The following is a 26333-nucleotide window of genomic DNA, read 5'->3' on the forward strand; positions in this document are numbered from 1 at the left end:
TTGAGCACGGCATGCCCTCCACACCCGGGACCGACAAGCCGTCGGCCGTCCGTATCCCGCTTTCTGTCTACATACTGGGCCTGTCCGTCTTCGCGCTGGGGACCTCCGAGTTCATGCTGTCGGGCATCCTCCAACCCCTCGCCAGGGACCTGGGGGTGTCGATCCCGAAGGCGGGGCTGCTGGTGTCGGCGTTCGCGGTGGGCATGGTGGTGGGCGCACCGGTGCTGGCCGCCGCCACGCTGCGGCTGCCACGGCGTACGACGCTGGTCGGGCTGCTGGCCGTCTTCATGCTGGGGCAGGTCGCCGGGGCCCTGGCACCCACGTACGAGGTGCTGTTCGTCTCGCGCGTCCTCTCCGCGCTGGCCTGCGCCGGATTCTGGGCGGTGGGCGCGGCCGTGGCCGTCTCGCTGGTGCCGGGGAACGCGCGGGCGCGCGCCATGGCGATCATGGTGGGCGGGCTGAGCGTCGCCAACATCGCCGGGGTGCCCGCCGGTTCGTTCCTGGGGCAGCAGGCCGGGTGGCGCTCGGCGTTCTGGGCGGTGGCCGCCCTGGCCGCCGTCGGCCTCGTCGGCGTCCTGATGCTGGTGCCCCGTACCGCCGTGCCGACGGGGGACGACGCGCCCAACCTCCGCCGCGAGCTGCGCATCTACCGCGACAAGCAGGTGTGGCTCGCGCTGGTGACCATCGCGCTGAACGCCGGCGCCGTCTTCGCCCTCTTCTCCTACCTGGCGCCGCTGCTCACCGACGTGGCGGGGCTGCCCGAGAGCTGGGTGCCGAGCGTGCTCGCGCTGTTCGGCGTCGGCGGTCTTCTCGGCACGGTGATCGGCGGCCGCATCGCGGACGCGCACCTGTTCGGCACGATGTACGGCGGTATCGCCGCGTCCACAGCCGTTCTGGCACTGCTCGCCCTGCTGGCCGAGTACCGTTTCGCGGCGGTCGCCCTCGCCCTCATGCTCGGCGTGACCGCCTTCACCACGGCGCCCGCCCTCAACGCCCGGATGTTCAACGCCGCCGATGCGGCGCCCACCCTCGCCGGGGCCACCACGACGGCCTCGTTCAACATCGGCAACACGGTGGGCCCCTGGCTGGGCGGCCTGGCCATCTCCGCCGGGTGGGGGTACGCGGCGGTCGCGTGGGTCGGTGCGGCGATGGCGGCGGCCGGGGTGGCCACGACGGCCGTCTCCTCCCGCGTCCACGCCCGCTCCCGGGTGGTGGCCGCCTCCTCCACGGCGCAGCACAAGGAGTACGCCGAAGCCTGATCCCCGGGGGATCGCGCTAGGGAGTGTCTTCAAAGTAGCGGCGTCCGCCCGGAGGGCGGGCCTGGCGGTGTCTGGTGCGTGCGCTCGCAAGGCGGAGGAGGGAGTCCCTGCGTGGGGGCACCTCCCGGGGCGAGCGAAGCCGAGCCCTGGGGGAAGCGGCGACCGACGACAACGCCGCGAGCGTGCGTGCCAGGCGCCGCCAGGCAGGCGGGACTTTGAAGACACGACCTAGGACGCCCGGCGGGCGCCGCCCCCGGGTCAGTGTTTGCGGCGGCGGAGCCCGGCGCCCTTCAGGTGCTGGAGAAGCTCCTTCGAGCCGACCTCGACGGCCCCGGCCCGCACCGCGGCGCCGTACTGTCCCGACGGGATGTCGTAGTGGTCGTGGTCGAAGGCGCGCGGCGGGCAGCCGATGCGGGCCGCGAACGCGTGGAGTTCGTCGTACGAGCTGTCGCTCACCAGGTGGGACCACATGCGCCCGTGCCCCGGCCAGATCGGCGGGTCGATGTAGACGGTCACAGCTTGGTGCCCAGCCGGCCCACCCGGGCGACCACCGTCGAGGTCTTCCCGCAGATCCAGTGCGGGTCCTCGCCCAGTTCCGGCTCGACCTGGAGCGCGTGCAGGTCGGAGCCGGCGCACACGGGGCAGACGGGCCACCGGCCGTACTGTTCGAGCAGCGCGTCTTGGACGTCCTGGGCTACCAGGCCGTCCACGAAGGCGACCCCCTCGGGCCACTGCCCGACCCACCAGCGGCGGTGGGTGACCGACTCCTCGACCATCGAGACGATGTCGGCGCGGGCCACGTCGCTCGCCTCCAGGTCCGCGAGGATCAGCGCGCGGGCGGCGTGCAGGGCGCGTTCCAGCGGGTCCTGCCGCCCGGGGACGGCGGGGTCGCGGCCCTCGCCCGGCGGGTCCGAGCCTGGTGCGGATTCCATCGGTGCCATACCTCCATTGCACCACTGCTGCCCCGTACGGCTCACAGCTCGCTGACCACTCGCTGACCGCCAAGTGCCGCAACAGCCATTGACGGGCAACCGAATCGAAAATATCTTCCACCCGTGAGCAGTAATCTGAAGGAAAATTTCACCTTCCGATCAGAGCACCGGCGGGCAGCCGAGCCGACGTCGCCTCCGACGGGGACGACGGAGGCGACGGCGACGGCCGGAGCTTCGGCCACGGCAGGCACCAGGGAGCCGACGGCGACGGCGGGGCCACCGGCAGCGAGGACGCCGGCGGCACCCGCGGGACCCGCGACGTCGACGGCACCGGCAGGACCGACGGCACCTGCGGGGGCCGCGAAGCGGCCGGGACCCGCGGGGGCCAGGCCGCCGGCACCCCGGGCGGGTGGGCACCAGGCCGTGCGCCCCGGGCCGACCGCGCTCGCGGCGAAGGTGCGCACGATGGCCCCGTCGATGACGCGCTCGATGCAGCGGGTCGCCGAGGCGGTCGCCGGTGATCCCGCCGGGTGCGCGCAGCTCACCGTCACGGGCCTGGCCGAGCGCACCGGAACGAGCGAGGCCACCGTGGTGCGCACCTCGCGCCTTCTCGGGTATCCCGGATACCGGGACCTGCGGCTGGCTCTCGCGGGGCTGGCCGCGCAGCAGGAGTCGGGCGCGGCTCCCGCCGTGACCGCCGACATCGCCGTGGACGACCCGATGCCCGACGTCGTCGCCAAGCTGGCGCTGGACGAGCAGCAGACGCTGGCCGACACGGCCGCCGCGCTCGACGTGGCGCAGGTCGAGGCGGCCGTCGCCGCGATGGTCTCGGCCCGGCGGGTCGATGTGTACGGCGTCGGCGCCTCCGGGCTGGTCAGCCAGGACCTGGCGCAGAAGCTGCTCCGCATCGGCATGGTGGCGCACAGCCACGCCGACCCGCATCTCGCCGTCACCAACGCGGTGCAGATGCAGGCGGGCGACGTCGCGGTCGCCATCACCCATTCGGGGCGGACCGTGGACGTCATCGAGCCGTTGCGCGTCGCCTTCGACCAGGGCGCGACGACCATCGCGATCACGGGCCGCCCGGACGGGGAGGTCGCCCAGTACGCCGACCACGTGCTGACGACGTCCACGGCGCGGGAGAGCGAGCTGCGCCCCGCGGCGATGTCCAGCAGAACGAGCCAGCTGCTCGTCGTCGACTGCCTGTTCATAGGCGTGGCCCAGCGGACGTACGAGACGGCGGCGCCCGCGCTCTCCGCCTCGTACGAAGCGCTGGCGCACCGCCACTCGCCCCGGCCCCGGGGCCGTTGAGGCCCGCTGCCCGACGAGCGAGGCCGCGCCCGCCCCGGCAGCCCCGGGAGGCGCGGCACGCCGCGGACGCCCAGGATCCAGACCGCCCCCGCCCAGAGCCACAGAAAGCCGCTCCCGCATGACCACCTCACAGCCCGCCACTCCCCTCGGTTCCTCCGGCTCGCAACCCGACCCCGCGCGGCCCGACCGCGCACGGTCCGGCTCCGCGCGACCCGGCGCCGCGCCGGCGGAGTCCGCCGCCCCGTCCGGGACCGCCCCCGAGCAGGACGCCGCGTCGTCCCGGCCGGACGCGTCGCGCTACGACGTACTCCGCCATCAGTTGGACACACTCACGACCGAAGCGTTTCGCAGCGAGCTGGCCCAAATCGACCAGCTGCCCACGCTGGAGATCGCGGAGATCATGAACGGCGAGGACAGCACCGTCCCCACCGCCGTGGCCGCCCGGCTGCCGCAGATCGCCGCCGCGATCGACGCCATCGCCGAGCGGATGGCGCGCGGCGGGCGCCTCCTCTACGCGGGCGCGGGGACGGCCGGGCGCATGGGCGTGCTCGACGCCAGCGAGTGCCCGCCGACCTTCAACACCGCTCCCGGCCAGGTCACCGGCGTGATCGCGGGTGGTCCCGGCGCGATGGTGAACTCCGTCGAGGGCGCGGAGGACAGCCCCGAGATGGCCGCGGCCGACCTGGACGCGCTGTCTTTGACCGCCGACGACACCGTGGTGGGGATCTCCGCGTCGGGGCGTACGCCCTTCGCCATCGGCGCCGTCGAACACGCGCGCGCCCTGGGCGCTCTCACAGTGGGACTGTCCTGCAACGAGGGCTCGGCGCTCGCGGCAGCCGCCGAGCACGGCATCGAGGTCGTCGTCGGCCCCGAGCTGCTGACCGGCTCCACCCGGCTGAAGGCCGGCACCGCGCAGAAGCTCGTCCTCAACATGCTCTCCACCATCACGATGATCCGGCTGGGCAAGACCTACGGGAACCTGATGGTGGACCTGCGCGCCTCCAACGAGAAGCTGCGCGCCCGCTCACGGCGGATCGTCGCGCTGGCGACGGGCGCGCCCGACGACGCGATCGAGAGGGCGCTCGCGGCCACGGACGGCGAGGTCAAAGCCGCCATCCTCACCATTCTGGGTGACGTCGAAGGACCGAAGGCCCAGCGGCTGCTGACCGCCTCCCACGGACATCTGCGCGCGGCCCTCACCGCGGCAGCCACCGACAGGTCCGAGGGCGACGCCTGACCTTGCTCTCCCACCGAACCGTTACCGCACCGACCGCCCCCACAGGACCGACCACCCGAACCGGACCGAACGCCCGTACCGCCTGCACCATGGCACCACTCAAAGAAGAGCGACCGCACCATGAGCACAGACAGCACCAAAGACCGCGCTGAAGGCAGCGGCAACCCCCACCGGCGTATCGCGGAAGCGATCCTTCCCCTGGTCGGAGGGGCGGCGAACGTCACCTCCGTCACCCACTGCATGACCCGCATGCGGCTGGCCCTCGCCGACCGCTCCCTCGTCCAGGACAAGGCCCTCAAGGCCCTCCCCGACGTGATGGGCGTGGTCGAGGACGACACCTACCAGATCGTGCTCGGGCCCGGGAAGGTCGCCCGGGTGACGCCCGAGTTCGAGGCGTTGACCCGGCAGGCCGGCCCGGGCGCGGCAGCGCAGCCGTCGAACGCGTCGAAAGCGAACGCTTCGGACGCGGCGACACCGGAAGCACCCGAGGCGGCGTCACCCGACGCGGCGGCTCCGGCGGCGGCCAAGACGGCCGACGACCTCGCCGCCGAGGGCGCGGCCCTGCGCGCGGCCCGCAAGGAGAAGAACGCGACACCGGTGAAGCTGATGCTGCGCCGTATCGCCAACATCTTCGTCCCGCTGATCCCGGCGCTGATCGGCTGCGGCATCGTCGCGGGCATCAACGGCCTGTTCACGAACGCGGGCTGGCTGCCTTCCCTCACCCCCGCACTGGCGGCGATCGCCAGCGGCTTCATGTCACTGATCGCGGTCTTCGTCGGCATCAACACCGCACGGGAGTTCGGCGGTACACCGGTGCTGGGCGGTGCCGCGGCCGCGGTCATCGTCTTCCCCGGGGTCGCCGACGTCTCCGCATTCGGCGAGAAGCTGGCGCCGGGCCAGGGCGGCGTCCTGGGGGCGCTGTTCGCCGCGCTGCTGGCGGTGTACGTGGAGAAGGGCTGCCGTCGCGTCGTTCCGTCCGCCGTGGACGTGCTCGTCACACCGACGCTGACGGTGCTGGTGTCGGGCCTGGTCACGCTGTTCGGACTGATGTTCGTGTGCGGCGAGATCGCCACCGGCATCGGACACCTCGCCGACTGGCTGCTCGACCACGGCGGAGCCGCCGCGGGATTCGTCCTCGGCGGGCTCTTCCTGCCTCTGGTGATGCTCGGCCTGCACCAGGCGCTCATCCCGATCCACACCACGCTGATCGACCAGAGCGGCTACACCGTGCTGCTCCCGATCCTGGCCATGGCCGGCGCGGGCCAGGTCGGCGCCGCGGTCGCCATCTACCTGCGGCTGCACCGCAACACCTCGATCCGCAAGACCATCCGCTCCGCGCTTCCCGCCGGCTTCCTCGGCGTGGGCGAGCCGCTGATCTACGGCGTCTCGCTGCCCCTGGGGCGCCCGTTCATCACCGCGTGCGTGGGCGGCGCGTTCGGCGGCGGCGTCGTCGGCCTCTTCTACCAGCTGGGCACCTCGGTCGGCTCCACCGCCATCGGCCCCTCGGGCTGGGCCCTCTTCCCCCTGCTCAAGGGCAACCACGGGCTGGGCGCCATCGCCGCGATCTACGGGCTCGGGCTGGCGGCCGGGTACCTCGCCGGGTTCGTGGCGACGTACTTCTTCGGGTTCAGCAAGCAGATGCTCGCCGATCTGAACGCGCCGTCCGAGAGCGAGGCCGCCGAGCCCGACACCGCCACGGGCTCCTCGCCCGAGCCCCCCGCGGGGGGCACCGCCCCTGACCCCGCACCCGCCCCGGCACCGGCGGGTGGCGGCTCACTCGGCGGCGGCTCCCTCGTGTGACGGGAGCACCGGCCTGGCCCCGGCGCGGCCGGGCCGGTGCGGACCTCAGCCCTGGTCCGGGTCCCCCTTGATGAGGGCGAACGTGGCGCCGGCCGGGTCCCTGAGCATGGCGAGGCGCCCGACCCCGGGGGCGTCCGACGGCGGCATCAGCGCGCTCGCCCCCGCCCCGGTCGCCCTGGTGAACGTGGCGTCGCAGTCCTCCGTGGCGAAGTACGGGTGCCACTCGGACGCGGAGCCGGCATCCCGGTGCTCCCGCGTCAGCTGCATCATGCCGCCCTGCCCCGTGTCCTCGGGCGTGCCACCGCCGGGTGCGGAGAAGACGGAGTAGACGAGACCGTCACCCATCGGCATGTCCTCGTAGCTCCAGGAGAACACGGACGTGTAGAAGTCCTTCACCGCGGCGGCGTCCGTCGTGTACAGCTCCGTCCAGCACAGCGTCTCCGGCTCCATGACGACGTCGAGACCGACCGTCTCACGCGGCTGCCAGACGGCGAAGCCGGCACCGGCCGGATCGGTGAACTGCGCCATCCGGCCCGCGGTGAACACGTTCATCGGCGCGGCCCGCACGGCCCCGCCCGCCCGTTCCACGGCCGCGCGGGTGGCGTCCGCGTCCCGCGTGTGGAAGTACACCGTCCAACTGGGATCGCCCTCTCCCATCAGCGGGCCGACGGCCGCCACCACCTCACCGTTCCGCCGGAAGAAGCCGTAGCCCCCCGCCTCGGGCCCCGCGGACTGGAACTCCCAGTCGAAGACGCTCGTGTAGAAGGCGACGGCGGCCTCGACGTCGGGAGCGGCGAGGTCGAGCCAGTTCGGAGTGCCGGGAACGAAGGCGGTCGTCAGCATACGGATCCTCCGGCGTGCGGGAAGCGGTGGCTGTCGTCGGGGGCCGCACCGCTCGTTCCAGCCAGCATGGCAGCAGTTGCGGCCGCCCGCCGCTCAGACGCCGGCCGCCCGCTGCTCGGGCCGCCGGTCGGAGCCCGCCAGGACGGCCCTCGCACCCGCCGGGCCGCCACCGCTGCGCGGTGCGGGGCGCCGGGTCTCACACGTCGCCGCGCCGCAGCAGCACCCGGCCCAGGCTCGCCTGCACCGTCGCCAGTCCGCGCACCACCGGGACGACCGTCGCCAGGAGGAAGACGCCGAGCACCAGGTTGCCTGCGATGTCGGGCGCGCGCCCCGTCAGACCGAACGCCAGATCGACCCAGCCGTCGCTGTCGCCACGGGGGATCGGCCAGGACCACAGCCCGTACGTCACCCCTCCCACACCGCCGGCCAGCCACGTCAGCGTGAGGCAGAAGGTCACCACGCGGACCGGGAAGGCGAGGACGGCGTGCACCAGGTCACGCCACGCCTGCGGATCGCGGACACCGCTCCAGCGTCCTGAGTGGCCCGGGCCGGGCCCGGGCGCCACCGCCCTGGCGGGGAGCGGGCGGCCGGTCACGGCGGCGATGTGGTCGGCCTCCACCCGGGCCAGGTACCGCGCCATGGCCAGCGTTCCGGCCAGCACGGGGACTCCGACGAAGAGGATGAGTGTCGAGACGCCGACGGCGAAACCGGTGATCATCAAGGTGAACGAGGCGATGCCCAGGGGCAGCCCGGACAGCAGGTAGCCCACCTCACGACCGAATCGCCCACCGCGAGCGCTCCTGTCGGCAGGGAGCGCGGAGAGCGGCGTCCTCGTCTGCGCGTGCGTCGTCGATGTCATACCTCCACTCTCGCCGCGCGTCCGCCCGCCCCCCAGACGGTTGGGGCCCGTATCCCCGGTGTACCTAGCACTACCCCGCCGCGAGGTGGAGGCCCGTTCCGCCCCGGCGGCCCGGCAGACCTCAGTGGACGGTCACCGCCACGGCGTTCGAGGGCTGTCCCGCCACCACCGTGCGGACGTGGTTCAGTCCCTTGATGCCCAGCTTGACGCGCATCGAGTAGTCCAGGGACCGGTTGACGACCGAGGTCCCCGGCAGCGTCTTCCACGTGCCGTGCTGCTTTTGCTGGAGGTGGACGGCGGTGCCCTCCTTGATCCCGGTCACCTTCCCGTGCAGCCGGAACTGCTCCCACTGCTTCACGTCGTGGCGGTCGGCCTTCACGGTGTTGGTCTTCGCCGCGTCTGCGGCCCCGCCGGCCGGGGAGGACGGACCACCCCCTGTGGTGGCTGTGGTGGCTGTGGTGGCGGCGCTGGTGGTCGCGGTAGCGGCTGCCGTGGTGGCCTTGGGTGAGGCGGCCGCGCCGACGGCGGCAGCGCCGACGGCGGCAGCGCCGGCCAGGCCGACGGCGACGGCGGCCGCAACAGCGGTACGGAGACGGAAGGGTGAGGTCACGTTGCACTTCCCGTTCTCTTGAGGGACGCAGACGTACATACGCCCGCAAGCGGTGCGATCGCCTGCGCACCAGACATGCCCCCGCGAACACCCATGTATCCCTGAGCGGGAGAACGGGGTGTCCCCGGAAGGGGAAACCGAGCATCCCCGGGAGGGGAAACCGAGCGCCCCTGGGGAGGGAAAGCCGAGCGTCCCCGGAGTGGGGAGCCGGGTGGCGGGAGTTGAGCGCGCGGTCGCGGAGACCGCGCGCGGACGGCCCGGCCCCTCACTCCCCTTCCGCGTCCAGTTCCAGGGCGTTCTTCGCCCGCTCCAGCGACTCCTCCGACGCGCCGTGTCCCGGATTCTCGGTGGCCAGGGCCTGGTTGAGGGTGACGAAGGGGCGCATGCGCCGCTCGTAGCGGGCGAAGGCGGCGGCGAAGTCGCCGGCGCCCCTGCCGAGTTCGCCGGCCAGGACGTAGGCACCGGTCAGGGCGAGGCTGGTGCCCTGGCCGGAGAGCGGCGAGGAGCAGTATCCGGCGTCTCCGACGAGCGCGACGCGTCCGCGCGTCCAGTGGTCCATGCGGACCTGCGCCATGGCGTCGTAGTAGAAGTCCGGCGCGGTCCTCATGGCCTCCAGCAGCTTCGGGGTGTCACCGCCGAGGGCGGACAGGCGTGCGGCGAGGAGTGTCCGCTGCTGCTCGGTGTCGCGGTGGTCGTAGTCGAGCGGGCCCGACATGAAGCCCAGGGTGGCGCGGAGTTCGGTGTTGTCCCGTACGGGGTAGAGGCAGTAGCTGGCGCCCTCTCCCTGCGACCAGACCTGCCAGTTGTCGAGCCCTGGGAAGTTGTCGGTGGAGAAGACGGCCACGTAGGCACCGAGGTGGTGGAGGTGGTCGGGCTCGGGTCCGAAGGCGAGACGGCGGACGCCCGAGTGCAGGCCGTCCGCGCCGACGACGTGGTCGAAGGTGCGGCGGGTGCCGTCGGCGAAGACGGCCGTCACACCGTCGGGGCGCTGGTCGAGCGCGGTGAGCGAGGTGCCGAAAAGGAACGCGGCCCGCCCCTCCACGGCCCGGTGGAGCATGGCGGTCAGGTCCTCGCGGAGCAGTTCGATGTCGCCGCTGTCCATGCGTCCGCCGCTGTAGGTCATCTCCGTCGAACGCCACAGCTCGTTGCCGTCGCCGTCGTGCATCGACATCCCGCGCATCCGCGTGCGGGCCGTGCGCGCCTTCTCCAGGAGGCCCATCCGGTCGAGTACGTCGAGTGCGACACCGCGTACGTCGACGGCCTGGCCTCCCGGGCGGGGTGCCGGGGCGCGCTCGACGACGGTCGGCTCGAAGCCGCGCTCGCGCAGCCAGTAGGCGAGGGTCAGGCCGGCGACGCTCGCGCCGGAGATGAGGACGGTCCTCATGAAAGACTCCTTCGTACGGTGTACGCGCCCTCGGGGGCACGCCGCTGAATGTACGGCGTACACGCACAGTCGCATACGCGCGGAAAGCGCCGCTGAACTAGGACAGAGCGCTCGTCGCACACCCTTGCCACCGGTGACCGCTGTACTAGGACAGACAACGGGAGGAGGGGACTGTGGCGAACACCACACCACCGCCGTACGCCCGGATCGTCGCGGAGCTGCGGCGCCGCATCACCGACGGCGAACTGGCCCCGGGAGAACGGGTGCCCTCCACCCGCCGGCTCGCAAAGGAGTGGAACGTCGCACTGGCCACCGCGACCAGGGCACTGACCGTGCTGCGCCAGGAGGGACTCGTAGACGCCAGGCCCCGGGTCGGCACCGTCGTCGCGACTCCGCGGCACCACCCGGCACCCCCGCCAGGACACCGCACCGCCGACCGCCCCGCCAAGGAGACGGAGGTGACCCGTGAGCGCGTCGTCCGGGCGGCCGTCGGCATCGCCGACGCGGAAGGCATGGCCGCGCTGTCCATGCGGAGCGTGGCGGCACGCCTCGGCACCGCCACGATGACCGCCTACCGCTACGTGGGCGGCAAGGACGACCTGGTGCTGCTGATGGCGGACACCGTCCTCGCCGACCTGCCGCTGCCGCACCGACCGTCCGGCGGCGCCGCCCCCGCCGACTGGCGGGGGCGGCTGGAAGCGGGGGCCAGGGCCCTGTGGCAGGTGCACCGCGCCCACCCCTGGCTGGCGCAGATCGGCCCCCTCACCCGGCCGCTGCTGCTGCCCAACCTGATGACGTACTCCGAGTGGATGCTCTCCGCGCTGGACGGCCACGGCCTGTCCCCGGCGGCCATGCTGAACGTGAACGTCCTCCTCTACAGCCACGTGCAGGGGCTCGCCGTCCAGTGGGAGCGGGAGACCGCGGCCCGGAGCACCACGGGGCTGACCGACGAGGAGTGGCTGGCGGACCAGTCCGCCACGATGGACGCGCTGACCACCTCCGGCGCCTACCCGACGTTCACCCGCGTCGTCGGCGCGCTGGGCCGCGACGGCTACGACCTGCGCCTGGACGAACTGTTCGAACTGGGGCTCACCGCCCTCCTCGACGGCGTCGCCCGGTTGCTCGACGAGGCGCGGGGCTGCTCCGACGGCGAGGCGCGGGGCCGCTGCTCCCATGGCGAGGAGTGAGGCCAGGCAGCCCGGCGAGGCGTGAGCCGGGCTGCCCGGCGAGATGTGAGCCAGGCATCCCGGCGAGACGTGAGGCCAGCTGCCCGGCGCGAGGTGAGGCCGGGTGTCCGGCGCGAGGGCGCACGACCGGTCGCCCGGGCGAGAGGAGATCCGGTGCGGCGACGGGCCGCGGCTATTCGCTCGACGGCCCGCCCGCGCTTCGGCAGGCTCCCGTCATGGAAGCCACCGTCTGGCCCCTCTACGGGCTGCGCCTGACAACCCCCCGCCTCCAACTCCGCCTCCCCGACGCCCCCACGCTCACCGCGATGGCCGAACTGGCCGCGGGCAAGGTGCACGACGAGAACGAGATGCCCTTCAGCGTCCCCTGGACCGCGACGAGCCCCGAGGGCCGCAGGCGCGGCTGCTTCCAGCACGTGCTGAGCACCATCGCCGACTGGCGCGAGGACGCGTGGACGCTGAGCACGGCCGTGGTGCACGACGGCACAGTGATCGGCCGCTGCGACCTGTCGGCCGACGCGTTCGCCGTCGTCCGCGAGGCGAGCACGGGATCCTGGCTCGGCATGGCCCACCAGGGCCGCGGGTTCGGCACGGAGATGCGGGCCGCGCTGCTGCACCTGGCCTTCGCGGGGCTCGGCGCCCACAGCGCGACCTCGACCGCCATGGCGGACAACGCGCGCTCGCGCGGCGTCTCCGAGAAACTCGGCTACCGGCCTGACGGGTTGACGGTGGAGGCCGTCCAGGGCAGGCGCAGGCCCGTGCACCGCTTCCGTCTCGACCGCGCCGACTGGGAGCAGCACAAAACCGTCCCGGTGGAGATGGCGGGGCTGGACGCGGCCTGTCTGGCCCTCTTCGGGCTCGGGGGCACGGCGCACCCTCCGGCGGACGCCCCGCGGTGAGAGGCTGGGGCGCGCAGACGGTTCGCCGGCAGCACCGAGGGATCGCAGCCGCACCGAAGGTCCGCAGCCGCACCGAAGGAAGGACCGCACATGCCCGCCGAAGGCCACACGATCACCATCGAAGAAGGCACCGAGCGCGTGCGGGCGACGCACGCGGGACAGGTACTGGCGGACAGCGACCGCCCGCTGCTGCTGAGCGAGACCGGCTATCCGGTGCGCTACTACCTGCCGCCCGAGGACGTCCGCACGGACCTGCTGACCCCGTCCGAGACCCGCACCCGCTGCCCCTTCAAGGGCACCGCCTCCTACTGGTCACTGGCCGACGGCAGCGCGGGGGACGTCGCCTGGTCCTACCCCGAACCCCACGCCCGGGTCTCCGAGATCAAGGGCCACCTGTGTTTCGCGGACGTGGAGGTCGGCTGAGGCCCGCTCGCACACACGCCCGAGGGCGGGCACCTGTGAAGGTGCCCGCCCTCGGGGTGGACGGATCCGGTGGGACTCCCCGTGGGGAATCCCGTGGGAGGCCGGACTCAGAAGTCCATGCCGCCCATGCCACCGGCGGCAGCCGCGTCGGCGCCCGCGGCGGCCTTCTCCGGCTTGTCGGCGATGACGGCCTCGGTGGTGAGGAAGAGCGCCGCGATGGAGGCGGCGTTCTGCAGCGCGGAGCGCGTCACCTTGGCCGGGTCGAGGATGCCCTCGGCGATCATGTCGACGTACTCGCCGGAGGCGGCGTTCAGACCGTGACCCGGGGTCAGGTTGCGCACCTTCTCGGTGATGACGCCGCCCTCGAGACCGGCGTTGACCGCGATCTGCTTGAGCGGGGCCTCCAGGGCCAGCTTGACGGCGGCGGCACCGGTGGCCTCGTCGCCCTCCAGCTCCAGCTTCTCGAAGACCGACGATGCCTGGAGCAGAGCCACGCCACCGCCGGCGACGATGCCCTCCTCGACGGCCGCCTTCGCGTTGCGAACGGCGTCCTCGATGCGGTGCTTGCGCTCCTTGAGCTCGACCTCGGTGGCGGCACCGGCCTTGATGACGGCCACGCCGCCGGCCAGCTTCGCCAGGCGCTCCTGGAGCTTCTCGCGGTCGTAGTCCGAGTCGCTGTTCTCGATCTCGGCGCGGATCTGGCTGACCCGGCCCGCGACCTGCTCGCTGTCGCCCGCACCGTCGACGATGGTGGTCTCGTCCTTGGTGATCTGGACCTTGCGGGCGCGGCCCAGCAGGTCCAGGGAGGCGTTCTCCAGCTTGAGACCGACCTCCTCGGAGATGACCTGGCCACCGGTGAGGATGGCGATGTCGCCGAGCATGGCCTTGCGGCGGTCACCGAAGCCCGGCGCCTTGACGGCGACGGACTTGAAGGTGCCGCGGATCTTGTTGACGACCAGCGTGGACAGGGCCTCGCCCTCGACGTCCTCCGCGATGATCAGCAGCGGCTTGCCCGACTGCATGACCTTCTCCAGCAGCGGAAGGAGGTCCTTCACGTTGCTGATCTTGGAGTTGACGATGAGGATGTAGGGGTCCTCGAGCTCCGCCTCCATGCGCTCCATGTCGGTGGCGAAGTAGGCGGAGATGTAGCCCTTGTCGAAGCGCATGCCCTCGGTGAGCTCCAGCTCGAGCCCGAAGGTCTGCGACTCCTCGACGGTGATGACGCCTTCCTTGCCGACCTTGTCCATCGCCTCGGCGATCAGCTCGCCGATCTGGGTGTCAGCGGCGGAGATGGAGGCGGTGGAGGCGATCTGCTCCTTGGTCTCCACGTCCTTGGCCTGCTCCAGCAGGGCGGCGGAGACGGCCTCGGTGGCCTTCTCGATACCGCGCTTGAGCGCCATCGGGTTGGCACCCGCGGCGACGTTGCGCAGCCCCTCGCGGACCAGCGCCTGAGCCAGGACGGTCGCGGTCGTCGTGCCGTCACCGGCCACGTCGTCCGTCTTCTTGGCGACCTCCTTGACCAGCTCGGCGCCGATCTTCTCGTAGGAGTCCTCGAGCTCGATCTCCTTGGCGATGGAGACGCCGTCGTTGGTGATGGTGGGGGCGCCCCACTTCTTCTCCAGAACGACGTTGCGGCCCTTCGGGCCGAGCGTGACCTTGACGGCGTCGGCAAGCTGGTTCATGCCACGCTCAAGACCGCGCCGCGCCTCCTCGTCAAAGGCGATGATCTTGGCCATGTGGGTTGGTCCTCCCTGGATTCCCCCATGCCCGACGCAAGGGGAGGGTTGGATTGCTCCGGACCGCGTGGCGCCCGCGACGGACGGCCTGCGGCCCGGCGGTCCCTTCCCCGCCCAGCCCGCGGACCTCACCGACCCGGTCCTTGTCTGTCACTCTCACTCGTAGAGTGCTAACCCAATGATTAGCACTCGGGCCCCATGAGTGCAAGCGGCTCCGAAGGAGTCTCCATGAGGGGTGGCGATGGGGACGCGGGCATCAGTGAGGGGCCGCACCCCACGGGGTGCGGCCCCTCTCCTGTTCGAGGTCTGCGCCTCCGCGCAGTCCGGCGACACTCAGCCGGTCACGCGGACCATGTCCGCCTGCGGCCCCTTCTGACCCTGCGAGATCTCGAACTCGACCCGCTGTCCTTCGTCGAGAGTGCGGTACCCGTCCATCTGGATCGCGCTGTAGTGGACGAACACGTCCGCACCACCGTCGACCGCGATGAAGCCGTACCCCTTCTCCGCGTTGAACCACTTGACGGTGCCCTGAGCCATTCCTAACTCCCCTATTACTGGCCCTTGCACGAGCCCGCACTTCGCGAACCCGGGTCAGACCTCACCCCCACGAGTGGTGGGGGCGTGCGCCGGAACGCGTCGACCGCCGCTGAATGTATCTGCACGGACGCCCTGTGCAACAGGTCAATCGGACGAGAATTCTGGGCACGGTTGATCGGAAGAACCGCCTCAACTGCGGTGCTACCAGGGCAAGTCGGGCCGGGCATAGGGGGTCAACACGACAATTGCCACGGCGTTTTCGGCACCAACTTGTCGCACCGCCGTTCACGCGCTCATATGCGTCCGGCAAGCGGCGGTGCGGCACCTCGGGAAACTGCCGTCACTCTACCGCCTTCCGAAACGCGGAATCGCCTCCTCCGGATCAAATCCGGAGGGGGCGATTCCGTGGTCGCGTCTCAGCAGCCGGGCGTACGGCCGGTGGACGTTCAGCCGCCGGCCACCGCCGGGATGATGGAGACGCCCGCGCCGTCCGGCGTCGGCGTCTGGAGGCCCTGTTCGAACCTGACGTCGTCGTCGTTGACGTAGACGTTCACGAAGCGGCGCAGCTTCCCGGTGTCGTCGAGGACGCGGGCGCTGATCCCCGTGTGGTTCTGCTCCAGGTCCGAGAGCACCTCGGCGAGGGTGCCGCCCTCGGCGGTGACCTCCGCCTGGCCGCCGGTGTAGGTGCGCAGGATGGTCGGGATCCGGACGTTCACGCTCATGTTTCGCATCTTCCTTACATGTGAGGGGGTTGCCGCGGGCCGGGGCGGGAAGCGGCTGGTCAGGCCAGGCCGGCGTCGCGGAACGCACCGAGGTTGGGCCGGATGACGGCGGTGGGCCGGGCCGAGGGGGCCACGGCGTCCAGCGTCTTGAGGCCGTCGCCGGTGTTGAGGACCACCGTCGTCAGGGTGGGGTCGATCGCCCCCGACTCGATCAGCTTGCGCGTCACGCCCAGCGTGACGCCGCCCGCCGTCTCCGCGAACACGCCCTCCGTCCGCGCGAGCAGCTTCATGGCGTCCACGATCTGCTCGTCGTCGACGTCGTCGACGGCTCCGCCGGTCCGCTTGCAGATGTCGATGACGTACGGACCGTCGGCGGGGTCGCCGATGGCGAGGGACTTGGCGACGGTGTCGGGCTGCTTGACGGGGCGCACGGCGTCCGTCCCGTCCTTGTAGGCGCGGGAGACCGGCGAGCAGCCCTCGGCCTGCGCTGCGAAGATCCGGAACGGCTTGTCCTCGACGAGCCCGAGAGCGATCAGCTCCCGCAGCCCCTTGTCGATCTTGACGAGCTGGCACCCCGAGGCGACGGGGATGACGATCTGGTCGGGCAGCCGCCAGCCGAGCTGCTCGCAGATCTCGTACGCCAGCGACTTGGAGCCCTCGGCGTAGAAGGGCCGCAGGTTGACGTTGGTGAAGCCCCAGCCCTCACCCAGCGGGTCGCCGATCAGCTCGGAGCAGAAGCGGTTCACGTCGTCGTACGTGCCGTCGATCGCCACCAGATCGCCGCCGTAGACCGCGGCCATCACGACCTTGGACTGCTCCAAACCGTCGGGGATGAACACGCAGCTGCGCAGCCCCGCGCGGGAGGCGGCCGCCCCCACGGCACCGGCCAGGTTGCCGGTCGAGGAGCAGGACAGCGTGGTGAAGCCGAAGGCGCGGGCGGCCTCCAGGGCGATGGCGACCGGGCGGTCCTTGAAGGAGTGGGTGGGGTTGCCCGAGTCGTCCTTGACGTAGAGGCCGCCGGTCACGCCCAGCTCGGCGGCGAGCCGGTCGGCCTTCACCAGCTGCGTGAAGCCGGGGTTGAGGTTCGGCTTGGCGGCGACGTCGGCGGGCACCGGCAGCAGCGGTGCGTAGCGCCACATCGAGGCGGGCCCTGACTCGATGCGCTCGCGCAGCCCCTCCGGGTCACCGGTCGGCAGCTCGTAGGCGACCTCCAGCGGGCCGAAACACTCCAGACACACGAAGCTGGGGCCGAGCGGGGTGCGGGTGCCGCACTCGCGGCAGGAGAGGGCGACGGCCGCGCCCAGGTCGTAGGGCGCCGGGGTGTCGGAGGCGGTGGTGCTGGTCGCTGCAACGGTTTGCACAGCCATGTGAGGCGAGGCCCTTTCTCCTCATCTTCCCCGTGTCGTATCTCGCCACGGGCCGGAATTGGCACCGTCCCCACGAGGCGGTCTCGCCACAGCTGTCCGCGTACGCGCGGATCGCGGGATGGTTGCCGGGGCTTCAACGGGCCGTTCCCTCTGCCCCTCTGGATGAGCTGCACTATGGCGCCGGGCGGTCGGGCCGCTCGGGCGTTTGTTCGCGGGCCCCCGAGATGCGGAGGTCACCTGCGTTGTTCAAGACTGTAACCGACGGCGGTCACGCTTGAGAGGGACGTCCGAACCGCGAGATGGATCAACGCTGACCGTCCGTAGCCCCCCATCGGACCACAGGAAGGCGCGCACGTGCTCGATGAAGTGGGCCAATGGCTGCGGCGCCGCTCCTGGCGCGCCGCCGACCGGCCGCTTGAGGAGCTCCTGGCGGCCAAGCGACGCACCGGCGCCACGGTCAGCGTGGTGCTGCCGGCGCTCAACGAGGAAGCCACCGTCGGCGACATCGTCTCGATCATCCGCCGCGAGCTGGCCTCCCCCCACCCGGCCACCGGAACAGCGCTGGTGGACGAGGTGATCGTGATGAACTCCGGCTCCACCGACGGCACCGGCGCGGTCGCGGCGGCGGCCGGGGCCCGGGTCGTGCACCGCGACGACGTGCTGCCCCGGATACCGGCCAGGCCGGGCAAGGGCGAGGTGCTGTGGCGGTCACTGCTGGTGACGCACGGTGACATCATCTGCTTCGTCGACGCCGACCTGCGCGAGTTCTCGTCCGACTTCGTCACCGGCATCGTCGGCCCGCTGCTGACCGAACCCGACGTGGATCTGGTCAAGGCGATGTACGACCGTCCACTGCGGGACAGCCCGGCGGGCGGCGGGCGGGTGACCGAGCTGGTGGCGCGGCCCCTGCTCAACCTGCACTGGCCGCGTCTGGCCGGCCTCGTGCAGCCGCTGGGCGGCGAGTACGCGGCGCGCAGGTCGCTGCTGGAGCGGCTGCCGTTCCCGGTCGGGTACGGGGTCGAGCTGGGGCTGCTCGTCGACGCGCTGGACCTGGTCGGCCTCGACGCGCTGGCCCAGGTCGACGTGGGTGTGCGCCTGCACCGCAACCAGGACGGGCTGGCGCTGGGCCGGATGGCCACCGCCATCTACGCCACGGCGCAGCGCCGCATCGAGCGCGGGGTCGGTCTCGCTCGCGACCGGGGCGGTCACCGCGACGGTCCGAGCGTGCTGGGCGGCCGGTCGGGGGTGACGCCGCTGACCCAGTTCGAGCGGGGCGAAGGGGGCACCTTCGAGCCGCGCGGCCATCTGGTGGACGCGGAGGAGCGCCCGCCGATGGGCACGGTGCCCGAATACGGGCAGCGCCGGGTGGCTGCGTGACGGCGCCGCGCACGGCGGTTCGTCGGGGGGCGCCGCGCGCGGGTGTCCGGGTTCGCCACGCGCGGGGGGGGGTTCGGCGGCCACGCGTACGTTTGAGCGGATTCGAGGGCGGCTAGGCTCCGCGCATGGTCGCTGGAGCAACATCACCGAAGGCCTCGTCCCCCGCGTCGTCGCAGGTGCTCGTCGCGTCCAACCGCGGGCCCGTGTCCTACACGCGCGCGGAGGACGGCACGCTCACCGCCAAGCGCGGCGGCGGCGGTCTCGTCTCCGGCCTGTCGGCCATCGGGCCGGAGACGGACGCGGTCTGGGTGTGCGCGGCGCTGGGCGAGGGCGACCGCGAGGCTGCCCGGCGCACGGGCGGCCGCCTGGACCGCGAGGAGACCGGGGGCCAGGCCGTACGGATGCTCGACATCCCGGCGGAGACGTTCGAGGCGGCCTACCACGGCGTGGCCAACTCGGTGCTGTGGTTCACCCACCACATGCTGTACCAGACGCCGCTCGAACCCGCTTTCGACGAGAGTTTCACCCGCCAGTGGGCGGAGTACGAGACGTACAACGCCGCCTTCGCCGACGCCCTCGCACAGGAGGCCGAGCGGGGCGCCACCGTGCTGGTGCAGGACTACCACCTCACCCTCGTCCCCCTCCTCCTGCGCGAGCGCCGCCCCGACCTGCGGATCGGCCACTTCTCTCACACCCCCTGGGCGCCCGCCGACTACTTCCGGCTGCTGCCCGACGACGTCGCGGCAGGCGTCCTGCGCGGCATGCTCGGCGCCGACCGCACCGCGTTCCTGACCACCCGGTGGGCCCGCCTGTTCACCGAGTGCTGCGAGCGGGTGCTCGGCGCGGACGTCACGACGCGGGACGGCACGCTGTCCGTCACGTACGGGGGCCGCACGACCCGGATCGGGGTGCACCCGCTGGGCGCCGACGGCGACTTCCTGCGCGAGCGGGCCCACCGTGACGACGTCGCGGATCGGATGGACCAGCTGCGGGGCCAGGTGGGCACCGGACCCGACGGGCTGCCGCGCCGGACGCTGGTACGGGTCGACCGCACCGAGCTGTCCAAGAACATCGTGCGCGGCCTGCACGCCTACTCCAGGCTGCTCACCGACCACCCCGAGTGGCGCGAGCACGTCGTCCATCTCGCCTTCGCCTACCCCTCGCGCCAGGACCTCGCCGTCTACCGCGACTACACCGCCGAGGTCGGCCGAGTCGCCGACGAGATCAACTCCGCCTTCGGCACGCCCGGGTGGACGCCCGTCGTCCTGCACGTCAAGGACGACTTCGCGCGGTCACTCGCGGCGTACCGGATGGCGGACGTCGCACTCGTGAACCCCATCCGCGACGGGATGAACCTCGTCGCCAAGGAGATCCCCGTCGTTTCGGACGAGGGCTGCGCGCTGGTGCTCTCGCGGGAGGCGGGCGCATACGAGGAGTTGGCGGCCGACGCCTTCTGCGTCAACCCGTTCGACGTGCGGGAGACGGCGGACGCCGTGCACGCGGCGCTCCTGCTGGATGCGCCCGCCCGTGCGTCGCACTCCCGCCGGCTGGCCGAGACCGCCACCGCGCACCCGCCCACTCGCTGGCTCCTCGACCAGCTGCGGGAGCTAGCGTGACGCGGTGAGCGTCTCCGCGAGGCCGTTCAGCCAGCGCACCAGCCCTGCCGGGCCGCCTACCGTCACGTCCGCGCGCTCGGCGAGCCCGGGGACGGCCTCGTTCCCCGCCTGCGGGGCGCTGTAGAGCAGCAGGCCCGGCACTCCGTCACCCCTCAAGGTGGTGACGGTCTCGTAGGCGGGCAGGTCGCCCAGGTCGTCGCCCGCGTAGGCGACGACGCCGGCGCGCTTCTCACGTACGTAGTCCGCCAGCGCGGCGCCCTTGTCCGCGCCCGGGGGCCGCAGTTCGAGGACCATGCGGCCCGGTTCGACCATCAGCCCGTGCCGTTCGGCGAGGGCGCGCAGGGGGGCGCGCAGCAGGGCGAAAGCCTCGTCGGGGGAGGCCGCGCGCCGGGTGTGCACCGCGAGCGCCCTGCCCTTGTCCTCCGTCCAGGTACCGTCCGGCGCGCCCGCCTGGCGCAGCACCGCGGGGAGTTCGGCACGGACAGCGGCCACCCCGGGCGGGGGTTCGGGCGCGTGGACGGAGCCGTCGGCCGCGTCCCACCGCTCCGCGCCGTAGGCGCCCAGGACGGTCAGCCCTTCGAGCCCGGCCGCGCCCTCGAAGCCGCCGAAGCGCACGGCGTCGGCCGCGGGCCGGCCGGTGATCACCGCGATGCCCGCCAGGCGCGGGGCGAGCCGGGCGAGCGCCTGCACCGCGTCGGGGTGGGCCCGGGCCGCCCGCGGGTCGGCGACGATGGGCGCGAGCGTGCCGTCGAAGTCGAAGGCCAGTACGGCGCGTTCGGGCTCGGCACGGAGCGCGGCGAGCCCCGCGCGCCCCTCCCGCGTCCGCGGCTCGGGCAGGGATTCAGGCGACATGACCGCACCCTAACCAGGCGGACACCGCCGCGCGCTTCAGCCGGTGCGGTCGCGTCAGCGGGTACGGTCGCGGTTCGCCTGCCGCAGCCGCCGCAGCCTGTTGACCGTCACGGGGTCGTACTCCGCTGCCCGCGCGTCGTCGAGCAGGGCGTTCAGGTACTGGTAGTAGCGGACCGGGGACATGCCGAGCCGCTCCCTGATGGCCCGCTCCTTCTCACCCGGCGAGGGCCAGCCGCGCGCGGCGAAGGCCAGCACGGACCTGTCCTCGTCCGAGAGCCCCGCCGCGACCCCGTCGCCGGCACGCTCCGCGACCCCGTCACCCGCACGCTCCGCGTCGCGGTCGTGCGCGCGCGCGTCGTCCCCCTCGCCGGTGCCCCCGTTCGGTGCGCTCATCCCTCCACGGTAAGGCGCCCCTGCGACTCCGCCTTCACGACTCCGCCTTCTCGGCCGCCTCCGCCCTGCGCTGGAGCGCGGTCAGCACGGCCTTGGGGTCGCCGCCCTTCATCGCGGCCTTGCCGACGGACTTCTTCAGGGCGGCGTTGGTGCCGGTCCACGAGACCTTGCCGACCGGGTAGAACTCGGCGGCGGCGAGCTGGTCGAGGAAGGGCCACAGCTTCTTGTGCTTCTTGTCCTTGCGCATCCGCTCCGAGGCGCTGGTGGTGACCGGAAGCAATCCGTACCGGGCGGCGAAGGCGTAATGGTTCTTCTCCTCGTAGACGAAGGAGAGGAACTTGCCGCACGCCTCCCGGTGGTCTCTCTTCTTGAAGGCCATCATCCAGTCGCCGACGCCCAGGGTGCCGTCCGCGGGCCCGTCCCGGCCCGGCAGCTTGCCGGTGCCGTAGGAGAGGCCCTTCTTGTCGGCCTGCTGCACCAGGGTGGGGTGTCCGTTCAGGACGCCGACCTTGCCGGCGCTGAACGCCTCGAAGAGCTTCTGGCGGTCGACGCGCTGCGGAGCGGGCTCGGTGTAGCCGGGCACGACGAGGTTGTCGCGCAGCCACTCCATCGTCTCGATGTTCTCGGGCGAGTTGATGGTGTAGTTGCCGACGCTGTCGACGTAGGAGCCGCCGTTGCCGAGGCACCACATCAGCGCCTCGCCCTGGGCCTCCTCCGGGCCGAGCGGCAGTCCGTAGGGGATCTGAACCCCGGCCTGCTTGAGCCTGCGGGCGGCCGACTTGAGCGCCTCCCAGCTCTCCGGCGGCTTGTCCGGGTCGAGCCCCGCCTTGGCGAAGAGGTCCTTGTTGTACATGAGAACCCGTGTACTGGTGACGAACGGCAGGCCGTACTGGACGCGCTGCACCTCGCCGGCCTCGGCGAGCGAGACGAGGAATTCGGCCTGGTCGGGTATCGGGAGCAGCTCGTTGACCTTGTAGAGCTTTCCCTCGGCGGCCCAGCTGGCGTACGAGTCGACCTGGGCGATGTCCGGCGGATCGCCTGAGTCGACCATGTCGCCGAGCTTCTTGCCGATGTCGTTCCAGCTGTACACGGTGACGTCGACGGAGATCTCGGGGTTTTTCCTGGTGAAGGTGTCGGCGAGTTTCTGCCAGTAGATCTTCGAGCTGTTGTCCGCTCCCGGGGTGCCGTAGTCGGCCGCGACGAGCTTCAACGTGACATCGCCGGATCCAGGGCCACTGCCGCAGCCGCTCAGAGCGGACATCCCCGCCGCCGAGGCCACCCCGGTCGCGGCCATACCCAGAAATCGACGCCGATCCATCTGCTTCCCTGCCCCTTTAGAGCCTGCGAACCCTCAGAACGTGCTCCGTGCCGCGGACCCTCTGGCACCACCAATCCCCCTGGCACCACCAACCCCGGTCCGTGAGCGGGAGTCTCCCTCCGTCACCCCCGCACCGTCTACAGATGATCGATACCGGTAAGGAATCAGGTTGGCTTCCGTTCGACCTCCGTAAAAGAATTCCGCGCTCGGATGATTTAGCCTCTCCCCTTCACTCGCGGAGGCGTGCGGAATGCGCCGCGTCGCCCCCGCGCGGTCCCCTGTCCGCTCGGGCGGAAACAGGTCCGCACCCGCCGGGCGAGCAGAAGATCCCCGGAGTGGACTAGACCTTTATGGTGCTCACGCGGGAGACTGTCCCGCGTGAGCACCCCTGACGAGGCCCCCACCGCACCCCCCACGCGGCCCCCGCGCCCGACGCGGACCGCCCGGTACGTCATCGCCCTCGACGTCGGCGGCACGGGCATGAAGGCCGCCCTCATCGGCACCGGCAACGAACTGCTGCACGAGGCCCGGCGGGCGACCGGCCGCGAGCGCGGCCCCGAGGCGGTGGTCGAGGGCGTGCTCGACTTCGCCGCCGAGCTGCGTGCCGTGGGCTTGGAGCGGTACGGCACCGAGCCGTCCGCCGCCGGGGTGGCGGTACCGGGCATCGTCGACGACGAGCGGGGCGTCGCCGTCTTCTCCGCCAACCTCGGCTGGCGCGACGTCCCCTTCCGCGCCCTGCTGAGCGAACGCCTCGGCCGGGGCAGGGCCGCCGGACTGGCCCCGCTGCCCGTGGCGCTCGGGCACGACGTGCGCACCGGCGGGCTCGCGGAGGGGCGCATCGGCGCGGGCGAGGGCGTGGACCGCTACCTCTTCGTGCCGCTGGGCACCGGCATCGCGGGCGCCATCGGCATCGGCACGACCGTCGAGCCGGGGGCGCACGGCAGCGCCGGGGAGATCGGACACATCGTCGTACGCCCCGACGGGCCCCCGTGCGGCTGCGGGCAGCGCGGCTGCCTGGAGAGGCTCGCGTCGGCCTCGGCGGTCGGCGCGGCGTGGGCCGAGGCGTGCGGGAACCCGGAGGCGACGGCGGCGGACGCCGCCAAGGCCGTCACGTCGGGCGACCCCCGCGCGGCGAAGGTGTGGGCCGAGGCGATCGACGCGCTCGCCACCGGCCTGGTCACGGGCCTCACCCTGCTCGACCCGCGCACACTGATCATCGGCGGTGGCCTCGCCGAGGCGGGCGACACCCTCTTCGTTCCGCTCCGGGAGGCGGTCCGCGAGAAGGTCACCTTCCAGCCACTCCCGGCCATCGTGCCCGCGGCGCTCGGTGACGCCGCCGGCTGCCTGGGTGCGGGCCTCCTCGCCTGGGACCTACTGACCGCGGAGGTTGCGAGCCGATGAGCAAGCGAACGGTGCTGACCGGTGCCCGTGTGGTGCTGCCGGACGGGGTGCGCGAAGACGCCACGGTGACCGTCGAGGACCGTCACCTGGTGGATGCCGCCGGGCCGGGCGAGGCCGCGGAACTCGACCTGGGCGGCCACTGGATCGTGCCGGGCTTCGTCGACATGCACGTCCACGGCGGCGGCGGCGCGTCCTTCTCGGCGGGCACCCACGAGGAGTCGCTGACCGTCATCGACACCCACCGCAGGCACGGCACCACCACCATGGCCGCCTCCACCGTCACCGGCGACCTGGACGACCTGTCCCGGCAGGCCGGCTCCCTGAGCGAGCTGGTCGAGCAGGGCGAGTTGGCCGGTATCCACTTCGAGGGGCCCTTCATCGCCTGCAACCGGCGCGGCGCCCACGAGGAGTCGCTGCTGCGCGACCCCGACCCCGGTGACGTGCGCAAGCTGCTGGACGCGGCGCGCGGCCAGGCGGTGATGATGACGCTGGCACCCGAGCGCCCCGGCGGCCTGGACTCGGTGCGGCTGCTGGCCGACAGCGGCGTCATCGCCGCCGTCGGACACACCGACGGCAGCTACGAGTCCACCCGGGAGGCCATCGACGCGGGCGCGACGGTGGCCACCCACCTGTTCAACGCCATGCCGCCGCTCGGCCATCGCGCCCCAGGACCGGTGACCGCCCTGCTGGAGGACCCGCGCGTCACCGTCGAACTGATCAACGACGGCATCCACCTGCACCCCGCGGCGCTCCAGTTGGCGTTCCGCGCCGCCGGCGCCGACCGGGTCGCCTTCATCACCGACGCCATGGGCGCGGCCGGCATGGGCGACGGCCGCTACCCGCTGGGCAATCTGGAGGTCGAGGTCCGCGAGGGCGTGGCCCGGCTGGTCGAGGGCGACTCGATCGCGGGCTCCACACTGACCCTGGACCGGGCCTTCAAGCGGGCGGTCACCGTCGACGGGCTGCCGGTCACCGACGCGGTCGCCGCGCTGTCCGCCAACCCGGCGCGGCTGCTGGGCGTGGCCGACCGCGTCGGCTCCCTGGAGCCCGGCAAGCTGGCCGACCTGGTCGTGCTTGATCAACAGTTCGAGCCGGCCGGCGTCATGCGTCACGGCGCCTGGGTGGTGCCCCCGCACACCCCCTGAGCTGGCACGGGGGGTCGCCGGGTCGCCGTTCCAATGGCATGATCGCTCGCGCGGTCGCTTCGGCCGCGGTGCCGTTTCGTCGTGGGTTTGGTGTCATGAGCCGTTGTCCGACAGGTGAGGGTGGTGCGAGCGGATGATCCTGACCGTCACGCTCAACGCCGCCCTCGATCTGACCTATCGCGTGCCCCACCTCGTCCCGCACGCCTCCCACCGCGTGCGGGAGGTCAGCGAGCGCCCCGGCGGCAAGGGCCTCAACGTCGCGCGGGTGCTCGCCGCGCTCGGCTTCGAGACCGCCGTCACCGGCTTCGCCGGAGGCGAGACGGGCCGCGTCCTGCGCAGCCTCCTGGCGGCCGACGCCGCTCCCGGACACCAGAACGGCCCAGCTCGGATCACCGACGCGCTGGTGCCCGTCTCGGGGCGCACCCGGCGCACCGTCGGCGTCGTCGACGAGAGCAGCGGGGACACCACCCAGCTCAACGAGCCGGGCCCGCACGTGACCCCCGAGGAGTGGGAGACCTTCCTCGACGCCTACCGCGAGCTGCTCGACGGCGACGTCCGCGCGGTCGCTCTGTGCGGCAGCCTGCCGCCGGGCGTCCCCGTGGGCGCCTACGCGACGCTGGTCCGCGAGGCCCGCACGGCGCGGACCCCCGTGCTGCTCGACACCAGCGGCGAACCGCTGCGCCGCGGGCTCGCGGCGCGCCCCGACATCATCAAACCCAACGCGGAAGAGCTCGCCGGGATCACCGGCACGGCGGAACCACTGCGCGCGGCCCGCGCAGCGCAGCGGCGCGGCGCCCACGCGGTCGCGGCCTCGCTGGGCGCGGACGGAATGCTGCTGGTCACCCAGGACGGCGCCTGGAGCGCGGCGGTGCCCGAGCGGCTGGCGGGCAACCCGACGGGCGCGGGCGACTCGGCGGTCGCCGGGCTGCTCTCCGGCCTCGCCGAAGACCTGCCCTGGCCGGACCGGCTGGCCCGCGCCGTCGCGCTGTCCGCCGCTACGGTCCGCTCCCCTGTGGCCGGCGAGTTCGACGAGCCGACGTACGCGACGATGCTGCCGTCGGTACGGGTGCGCCGTTCCGAGGCGCCGTGAACCGGCAGGGCCCCTTCCGAGGCGCCGTGCCCCGGTAG

25 protein-coding genes and 1 riboswitch are annotated in these 26333 nt (G+C 72.5%); of the genes, 12 read left to right on the forward strand and 13 right to left on the reverse strand.

Annotated elements, in window-relative coordinates; translation table 11 throughout:
• The first annotated feature begins 11 nt into the window (after nt 1–11).
• Complete coding sequence (locus DQ392_RS15320; RefSeq protein WP_114016151.1) at nt 12–1259, forward strand: Cmx/CmrA family chloramphenicol efflux MFS transporter; 1248 nt, start codon at nt 12–14, stop codon at nt 1257–1259.
• 258 nt (nt 1260–1517) lie between these two features.
• Here the strand turns inward: DQ392_RS15320 and DQ392_RS15325 are convergent, their stop codons facing one another.
• On the reverse strand, nt 1518–1775 hold the full coding sequence (locus DQ392_RS15325) for a DUF4031 domain-containing protein (RefSeq protein WP_114016152.1): 258 nt from the start codon (nt 1773–1775) through the stop codon (nt 1518–1520).
• Entirely contained in the window at nt 1772–2200 is a 429-nt protein-coding gene (locus tag DQ392_RS15330; RefSeq protein ID WP_114016153.1) for a hypothetical protein, read from the reverse strand. Before DQ392_RS15330 ends, DQ392_RS15325 begins: the two co-directional genes overlap by 4 nt.
• Before the next feature lie 414 nt (nt 2201–2614).
• Here DQ392_RS15330 and DQ392_RS15335 point away from each other — a divergent pair, with 414 nt between their 5' ends.
• The 3 genes from DQ392_RS15335 to DQ392_RS15345 all read left to right on the forward strand — a co-directional run bounded on the left by DQ392_RS15335 (nt 2615) and on the right by DQ392_RS15345 (nt 6539).
• Nucleotides 2615–3502 carry a MurR/RpiR family transcriptional regulator gene (locus tag DQ392_RS15335; protein ID WP_114016154.1) on the forward strand — a complete coding sequence of 296 codons (888 nt, stop codon included), beginning with the start codon at nt 2615–2617 and terminating at the stop codon, nt 3500–3502.
• Nucleotides 3503–3620: 118 nt separating this feature from the next.
• Nucleotides 3621–4739, forward strand: coding sequence for an N-acetylmuramic acid 6-phosphate etherase (gene murQ, locus DQ392_RS15340; protein WP_245981502.1), 1119 nt, complete (start codon nt 3621–3623; stop codon nt 4737–4739).
• A 120-nt stretch (nt 4740–4859) separates the two neighbouring features.
• The gene (locus DQ392_RS15345) at nt 4860–6539 is read left to right on the forward strand and encodes a PTS transporter subunit EIIC (RefSeq protein ID WP_114016155.1); all 1680 of its coding nucleotides are present in this window, start codon (nt 4860–4862) and stop codon (nt 6537–6539) included.
• A 45-nt stretch (nt 6540–6584) separates the two neighbouring features.
• Here DQ392_RS15345 and DQ392_RS15350 read toward each other — a convergent pair whose 3' ends face one another.
• From DQ392_RS15350 to DQ392_RS15365, 4 genes are all read right to left on the reverse strand, one after another.
• Nucleotides 6585–7382 carry a VOC family protein gene (locus tag DQ392_RS15350; protein ID WP_114016156.1) on the reverse strand — a complete coding sequence of 266 codons (798 nt, stop codon included), beginning with the start codon at nt 7380–7382 and terminating at the stop codon, nt 6585–6587.
• Between the two features lie 196 nt (nt 7383–7578).
• The gene (locus DQ392_RS15355; RefSeq protein ID WP_114016157.1) at nt 7579–8241 is read right to left on the reverse strand and encodes a sensor domain-containing protein; all 663 of its coding nucleotides are present in this window, start codon (nt 8239–8241) and stop codon (nt 7579–7581) included.
• A gap of 121 nt (nt 8242–8362) precedes the next feature.
• Nucleotides 8363–8851, reverse strand: coding sequence for a hypothetical protein (locus DQ392_RS15360; RefSeq protein WP_114016158.1), 489 nt, complete (start codon nt 8849–8851; stop codon nt 8363–8365).
• A 265-nt stretch (nt 8852–9116) separates the two neighbouring features.
• The gene (locus DQ392_RS15365; RefSeq protein ID WP_114016159.1) at nt 9117–10235 is read right to left on the reverse strand and encodes an FAD-dependent monooxygenase; all 1119 of its coding nucleotides are present in this window, start codon (nt 10233–10235) and stop codon (nt 9117–9119) included.
• 173 nt (nt 10236–10408) lie between these two features.
• Here DQ392_RS15365 and DQ392_RS15370 point away from each other — a divergent pair, with 173 nt between their 5' ends.
• The 3 genes from DQ392_RS15370 (at nt 10409) to DQ392_RS15380 (ending at nt 12741) form a co-directional block, all read left to right on the forward strand.
• On the forward strand, nt 10409–11422 hold the full coding sequence (locus DQ392_RS15370) for a TetR/AcrR family transcriptional regulator C-terminal domain-containing protein (RefSeq protein WP_114016160.1): 1014 nt from the start codon (nt 10409–10411) through the stop codon (nt 11420–11422).
• A 215-nt stretch (nt 11423–11637) separates the two neighbouring features.
• Nucleotides 11638–12318, forward strand: a complete 681-nt coding sequence (locus DQ392_RS15375; protein WP_114016161.1) for a GNAT family N-acetyltransferase — start codon at nt 11638–11640, stop codon at nt 12316–12318.
• Nucleotides 12319–12408: 90 nt separating this feature from the next.
• Nucleotides 12409–12741: a DUF427 domain-containing protein gene (locus DQ392_RS15380; protein ID WP_114016162.1), complete on the forward strand. Its 333-nt coding sequence runs from the start codon at nt 12409–12411 to the stop codon at nt 12739–12741.
• A gap of 107 nt (nt 12742–12848) precedes the next feature.
• Here DQ392_RS15380 and groL read toward each other — a convergent pair whose 3' ends face one another.
• The 4 genes from groL to thrC form a co-directional block, all read right to left on the reverse strand.
• Nucleotides 12849–14477, reverse strand: a complete 1629-nt coding sequence (gene groL, locus DQ392_RS15385; RefSeq protein WP_114016163.1) for a chaperonin GroEL — start codon at nt 14475–14477, stop codon at nt 12849–12851.
• A gap of 333 nt (nt 14478–14810) precedes the next feature.
• On the reverse strand, nt 14811–15014 hold the full coding sequence (locus tag DQ392_RS15390; RefSeq protein ID WP_016472377.1) for a cold-shock protein: 204 nt from the start codon (nt 15012–15014) through the stop codon (nt 14811–14813).
• A gap of 446 nt (nt 15015–15460) precedes the next feature.
• Entirely contained in the window at nt 15461–15736 is a 276-nt protein-coding gene (locus DQ392_RS15395) for a MoaD/ThiS family protein (protein ID WP_114016164.1), read from the reverse strand.
• Nucleotides 15737–15795: 59 nt separating this feature from the next.
• Nucleotides 15796–17103 (reverse strand): threonine synthase, encoded by a 1308-nt coding sequence (gene thrC / locus DQ392_RS15400; RefSeq protein WP_181856441.1) that lies wholly within the window; start codon nt 17101–17103, stop codon nt 15796–15798.
• An 18-nt stretch (nt 17104–17121) separates the two neighbouring features.
• A riboswitch (SAM riboswitch) is annotated at nt 17122–17272 on the reverse strand.
• 185 nt (nt 17273–17457) lie between these two features.
• Here thrC and DQ392_RS15405 point away from each other — a divergent pair.
• Complete coding sequence (locus DQ392_RS15405) at nt 17458–18480, forward strand: glucosyl-3-phosphoglycerate synthase (RefSeq protein ID WP_114016165.1); 1023 nt, start codon at nt 17458–17460, stop codon at nt 18478–18480.
• A 125-nt stretch (nt 18481–18605) separates the two neighbouring features.
• On the forward strand, nt 18606–20096 hold the full coding sequence (locus DQ392_RS15410; RefSeq protein WP_114016166.1) for an alpha,alpha-trehalose-phosphate synthase (UDP-forming): 1491 nt from the start codon (nt 18606–18608) through the stop codon (nt 20094–20096).
• Here DQ392_RS15410 and otsB read toward each other — a convergent pair.
• From otsB to DQ392_RS15425, 3 genes are read right to left on the reverse strand one after another with little or no spacing between them, the layout of a single operon-like run.
• Entirely contained in the window at nt 20088–20948 is an 861-nt protein-coding gene (gene otsB / locus DQ392_RS15415; protein WP_114016167.1) for a trehalose-phosphatase, read from the reverse strand. The genes DQ392_RS15410 and otsB overlap by 9 nt on opposite strands.
• Before the next feature lie 54 nt (nt 20949–21002).
• Nucleotides 21003–21341, reverse strand: coding sequence for a DUF3263 domain-containing protein (locus DQ392_RS15420; protein ID WP_114016168.1), 339 nt, complete (start codon nt 21339–21341; stop codon nt 21003–21005).
• Nucleotides 21342–21375: 34 nt separating this feature from the next.
• Complete coding sequence (locus tag DQ392_RS15425; RefSeq protein WP_181856442.1) at nt 21376–22635, reverse strand: extracellular solute-binding protein; 1260 nt, start codon at nt 22633–22635, stop codon at nt 21376–21378.
• A gap of 504 nt (nt 22636–23139) precedes the next feature.
• Here DQ392_RS15425 and DQ392_RS15430 point away from each other — a divergent pair.
• The 3 genes from DQ392_RS15430 to DQ392_RS15440 all read left to right on the forward strand — a co-directional run bounded on the left by DQ392_RS15430 (nt 23140) and on the right by DQ392_RS15440 (nt 26295).
• The gene (locus DQ392_RS15430; RefSeq protein ID WP_245981533.1) at nt 23140–24060 is read left to right on the forward strand and encodes an ROK family protein; all 921 of its coding nucleotides are present in this window, start codon (nt 23140–23142) and stop codon (nt 24058–24060) included.
• Complete coding sequence (gene nagA / locus DQ392_RS15435) at nt 24057–25205, forward strand: N-acetylglucosamine-6-phosphate deacetylase (RefSeq protein ID WP_114016171.1); 1149 nt, start codon at nt 24057–24059, stop codon at nt 25203–25205. The genes DQ392_RS15430 and nagA overlap by 4 nt, the downstream gene beginning before the upstream one ends.
• Before the next feature lie 133 nt (nt 25206–25338).
• Complete coding sequence (locus tag DQ392_RS15440) at nt 25339–26295, forward strand: 1-phosphofructokinase family hexose kinase (protein WP_114016172.1); 957 nt, start codon at nt 25339–25341, stop codon at nt 26293–26295.
• Nucleotides 26296–26333 lie beyond the last annotated feature (38 nt).

Origin of the sequence: Streptomyces reniochalinae (assembly GCF_003323735.1) — a bacterium.
Lineage (GTDB): Bacteria > Actinomycetota > Actinomycetes > Streptomycetales > Streptomycetaceae > Streptomyces > Streptomyces reniochalinae.

Coding starts and splice junctions, on each gene's coding strand:
- DQ392_RS15320 (WP_114016151.1), top strand. CDS start 12: ATGCCCTCCACACCCGGGACCGACAAGCCGTCGGCCGTCCGTATCCCG.
- DQ392_RS15330 (WP_114016153.1), bottom strand. CDS start 2,200: ATGGCACCGATGGAATCCGCACCAGGCTCGGACCCGCCGGGCGAGGGC.
- murQ (WP_245981502.1), top strand. CDS start 3,621: ATGACCACCTCACAGCCCGCCACTCCCCTCGGTTCCTCCGGCTCGCAA.
- DQ392_RS15345 (WP_114016155.1), top strand. CDS start 4,860: ATGAGCACAGACAGCACCAAAGACCGCGCTGAAGGCAGCGGCAACCCC.
- DQ392_RS15350 (WP_114016156.1), bottom strand. CDS start 7,382: ATGCTGACGACCGCCTTCGTTCCCGGCACTCCGAACTGGCTCGACCTC.
- DQ392_RS15355 (WP_114016157.1), bottom strand. CDS start 8,241: ATGACATCGACGACGCACGCGCAGACGAGGACGCCGCTCTCCGCGCTC.
- DQ392_RS15365 (WP_114016159.1), bottom strand. CDS start 10,235: ATGAGGACCGTCCTCATCTCCGGCGCGAGCGTCGCCGGCCTGACCCTC.
- DQ392_RS15375 (WP_114016161.1), top strand. CDS start 11,638: ATGGAAGCCACCGTCTGGCCCCTCTACGGGCTGCGCCTGACAACCCCC.
- DQ392_RS15380 (WP_114016162.1), top strand. CDS start 12,409: ATGCCCGCCGAAGGCCACACGATCACCATCGAAGAAGGCACCGAGCGC.
- groL (WP_114016163.1), bottom strand. CDS start 14,477: ATGGCCAAGATCATCGCCTTTGACGAGGAGGCGCGGCGCGGTCTTGAG.
- DQ392_RS15390 (WP_016472377.1), bottom strand. CDS start 15,014: ATGGCTCAGGGCACCGTCAAGTGGTTCAACGCGGAGAAGGGGTACGGC.
- DQ392_RS15395 (WP_114016164.1), bottom strand. CDS start 15,736: ATGAGCGTGAACGTCCGGATCCCGACCATCCTGCGCACCTACACCGGC.
- thrC (WP_181856441.1), bottom strand. CDS start 17,103: ATGGCTGTGCAAACCGTTGCAGCGACCAGCACCACCGCCTCCGACACC.
- DQ392_RS15410 (WP_114016166.1), top strand. CDS start 18,606: ATGGTCGCTGGAGCAACATCACCGAAGGCCTCGTCCCCCGCGTCGTCG.
- otsB (WP_114016167.1), bottom strand. CDS start 20,948: ATGTCGCCTGAATCCCTGCCCGAGCCGCGGACGCGGGAGGGGCGCGCG.
- DQ392_RS15420 (WP_114016168.1), bottom strand. CDS start 21,341: ATGAGCGCACCGAACGGGGGCACCGGCGAGGGGGACGACGCGCGCGCG.
- DQ392_RS15425 (WP_181856442.1), bottom strand. CDS start 22,635: ATGGCCGCGACCGGGGTGGCCTCGGCGGCGGGGATGTCCGCTCTGAGC.
- DQ392_RS15430 (WP_245981533.1), top strand. CDS start 23,140: ATGAAGGCCGCCCTCATCGGCACCGGCAACGAACTGCTGCACGAGGCC.
- nagA (WP_114016171.1), top strand. CDS start 24,057: ATGAGCAAGCGAACGGTGCTGACCGGTGCCCGTGTGGTGCTGCCGGAC.
- DQ392_RS15440 (WP_114016172.1), top strand. CDS start 25,339: ATGATCCTGACCGTCACGCTCAACGCCGCCCTCGATCTGACCTATCGC.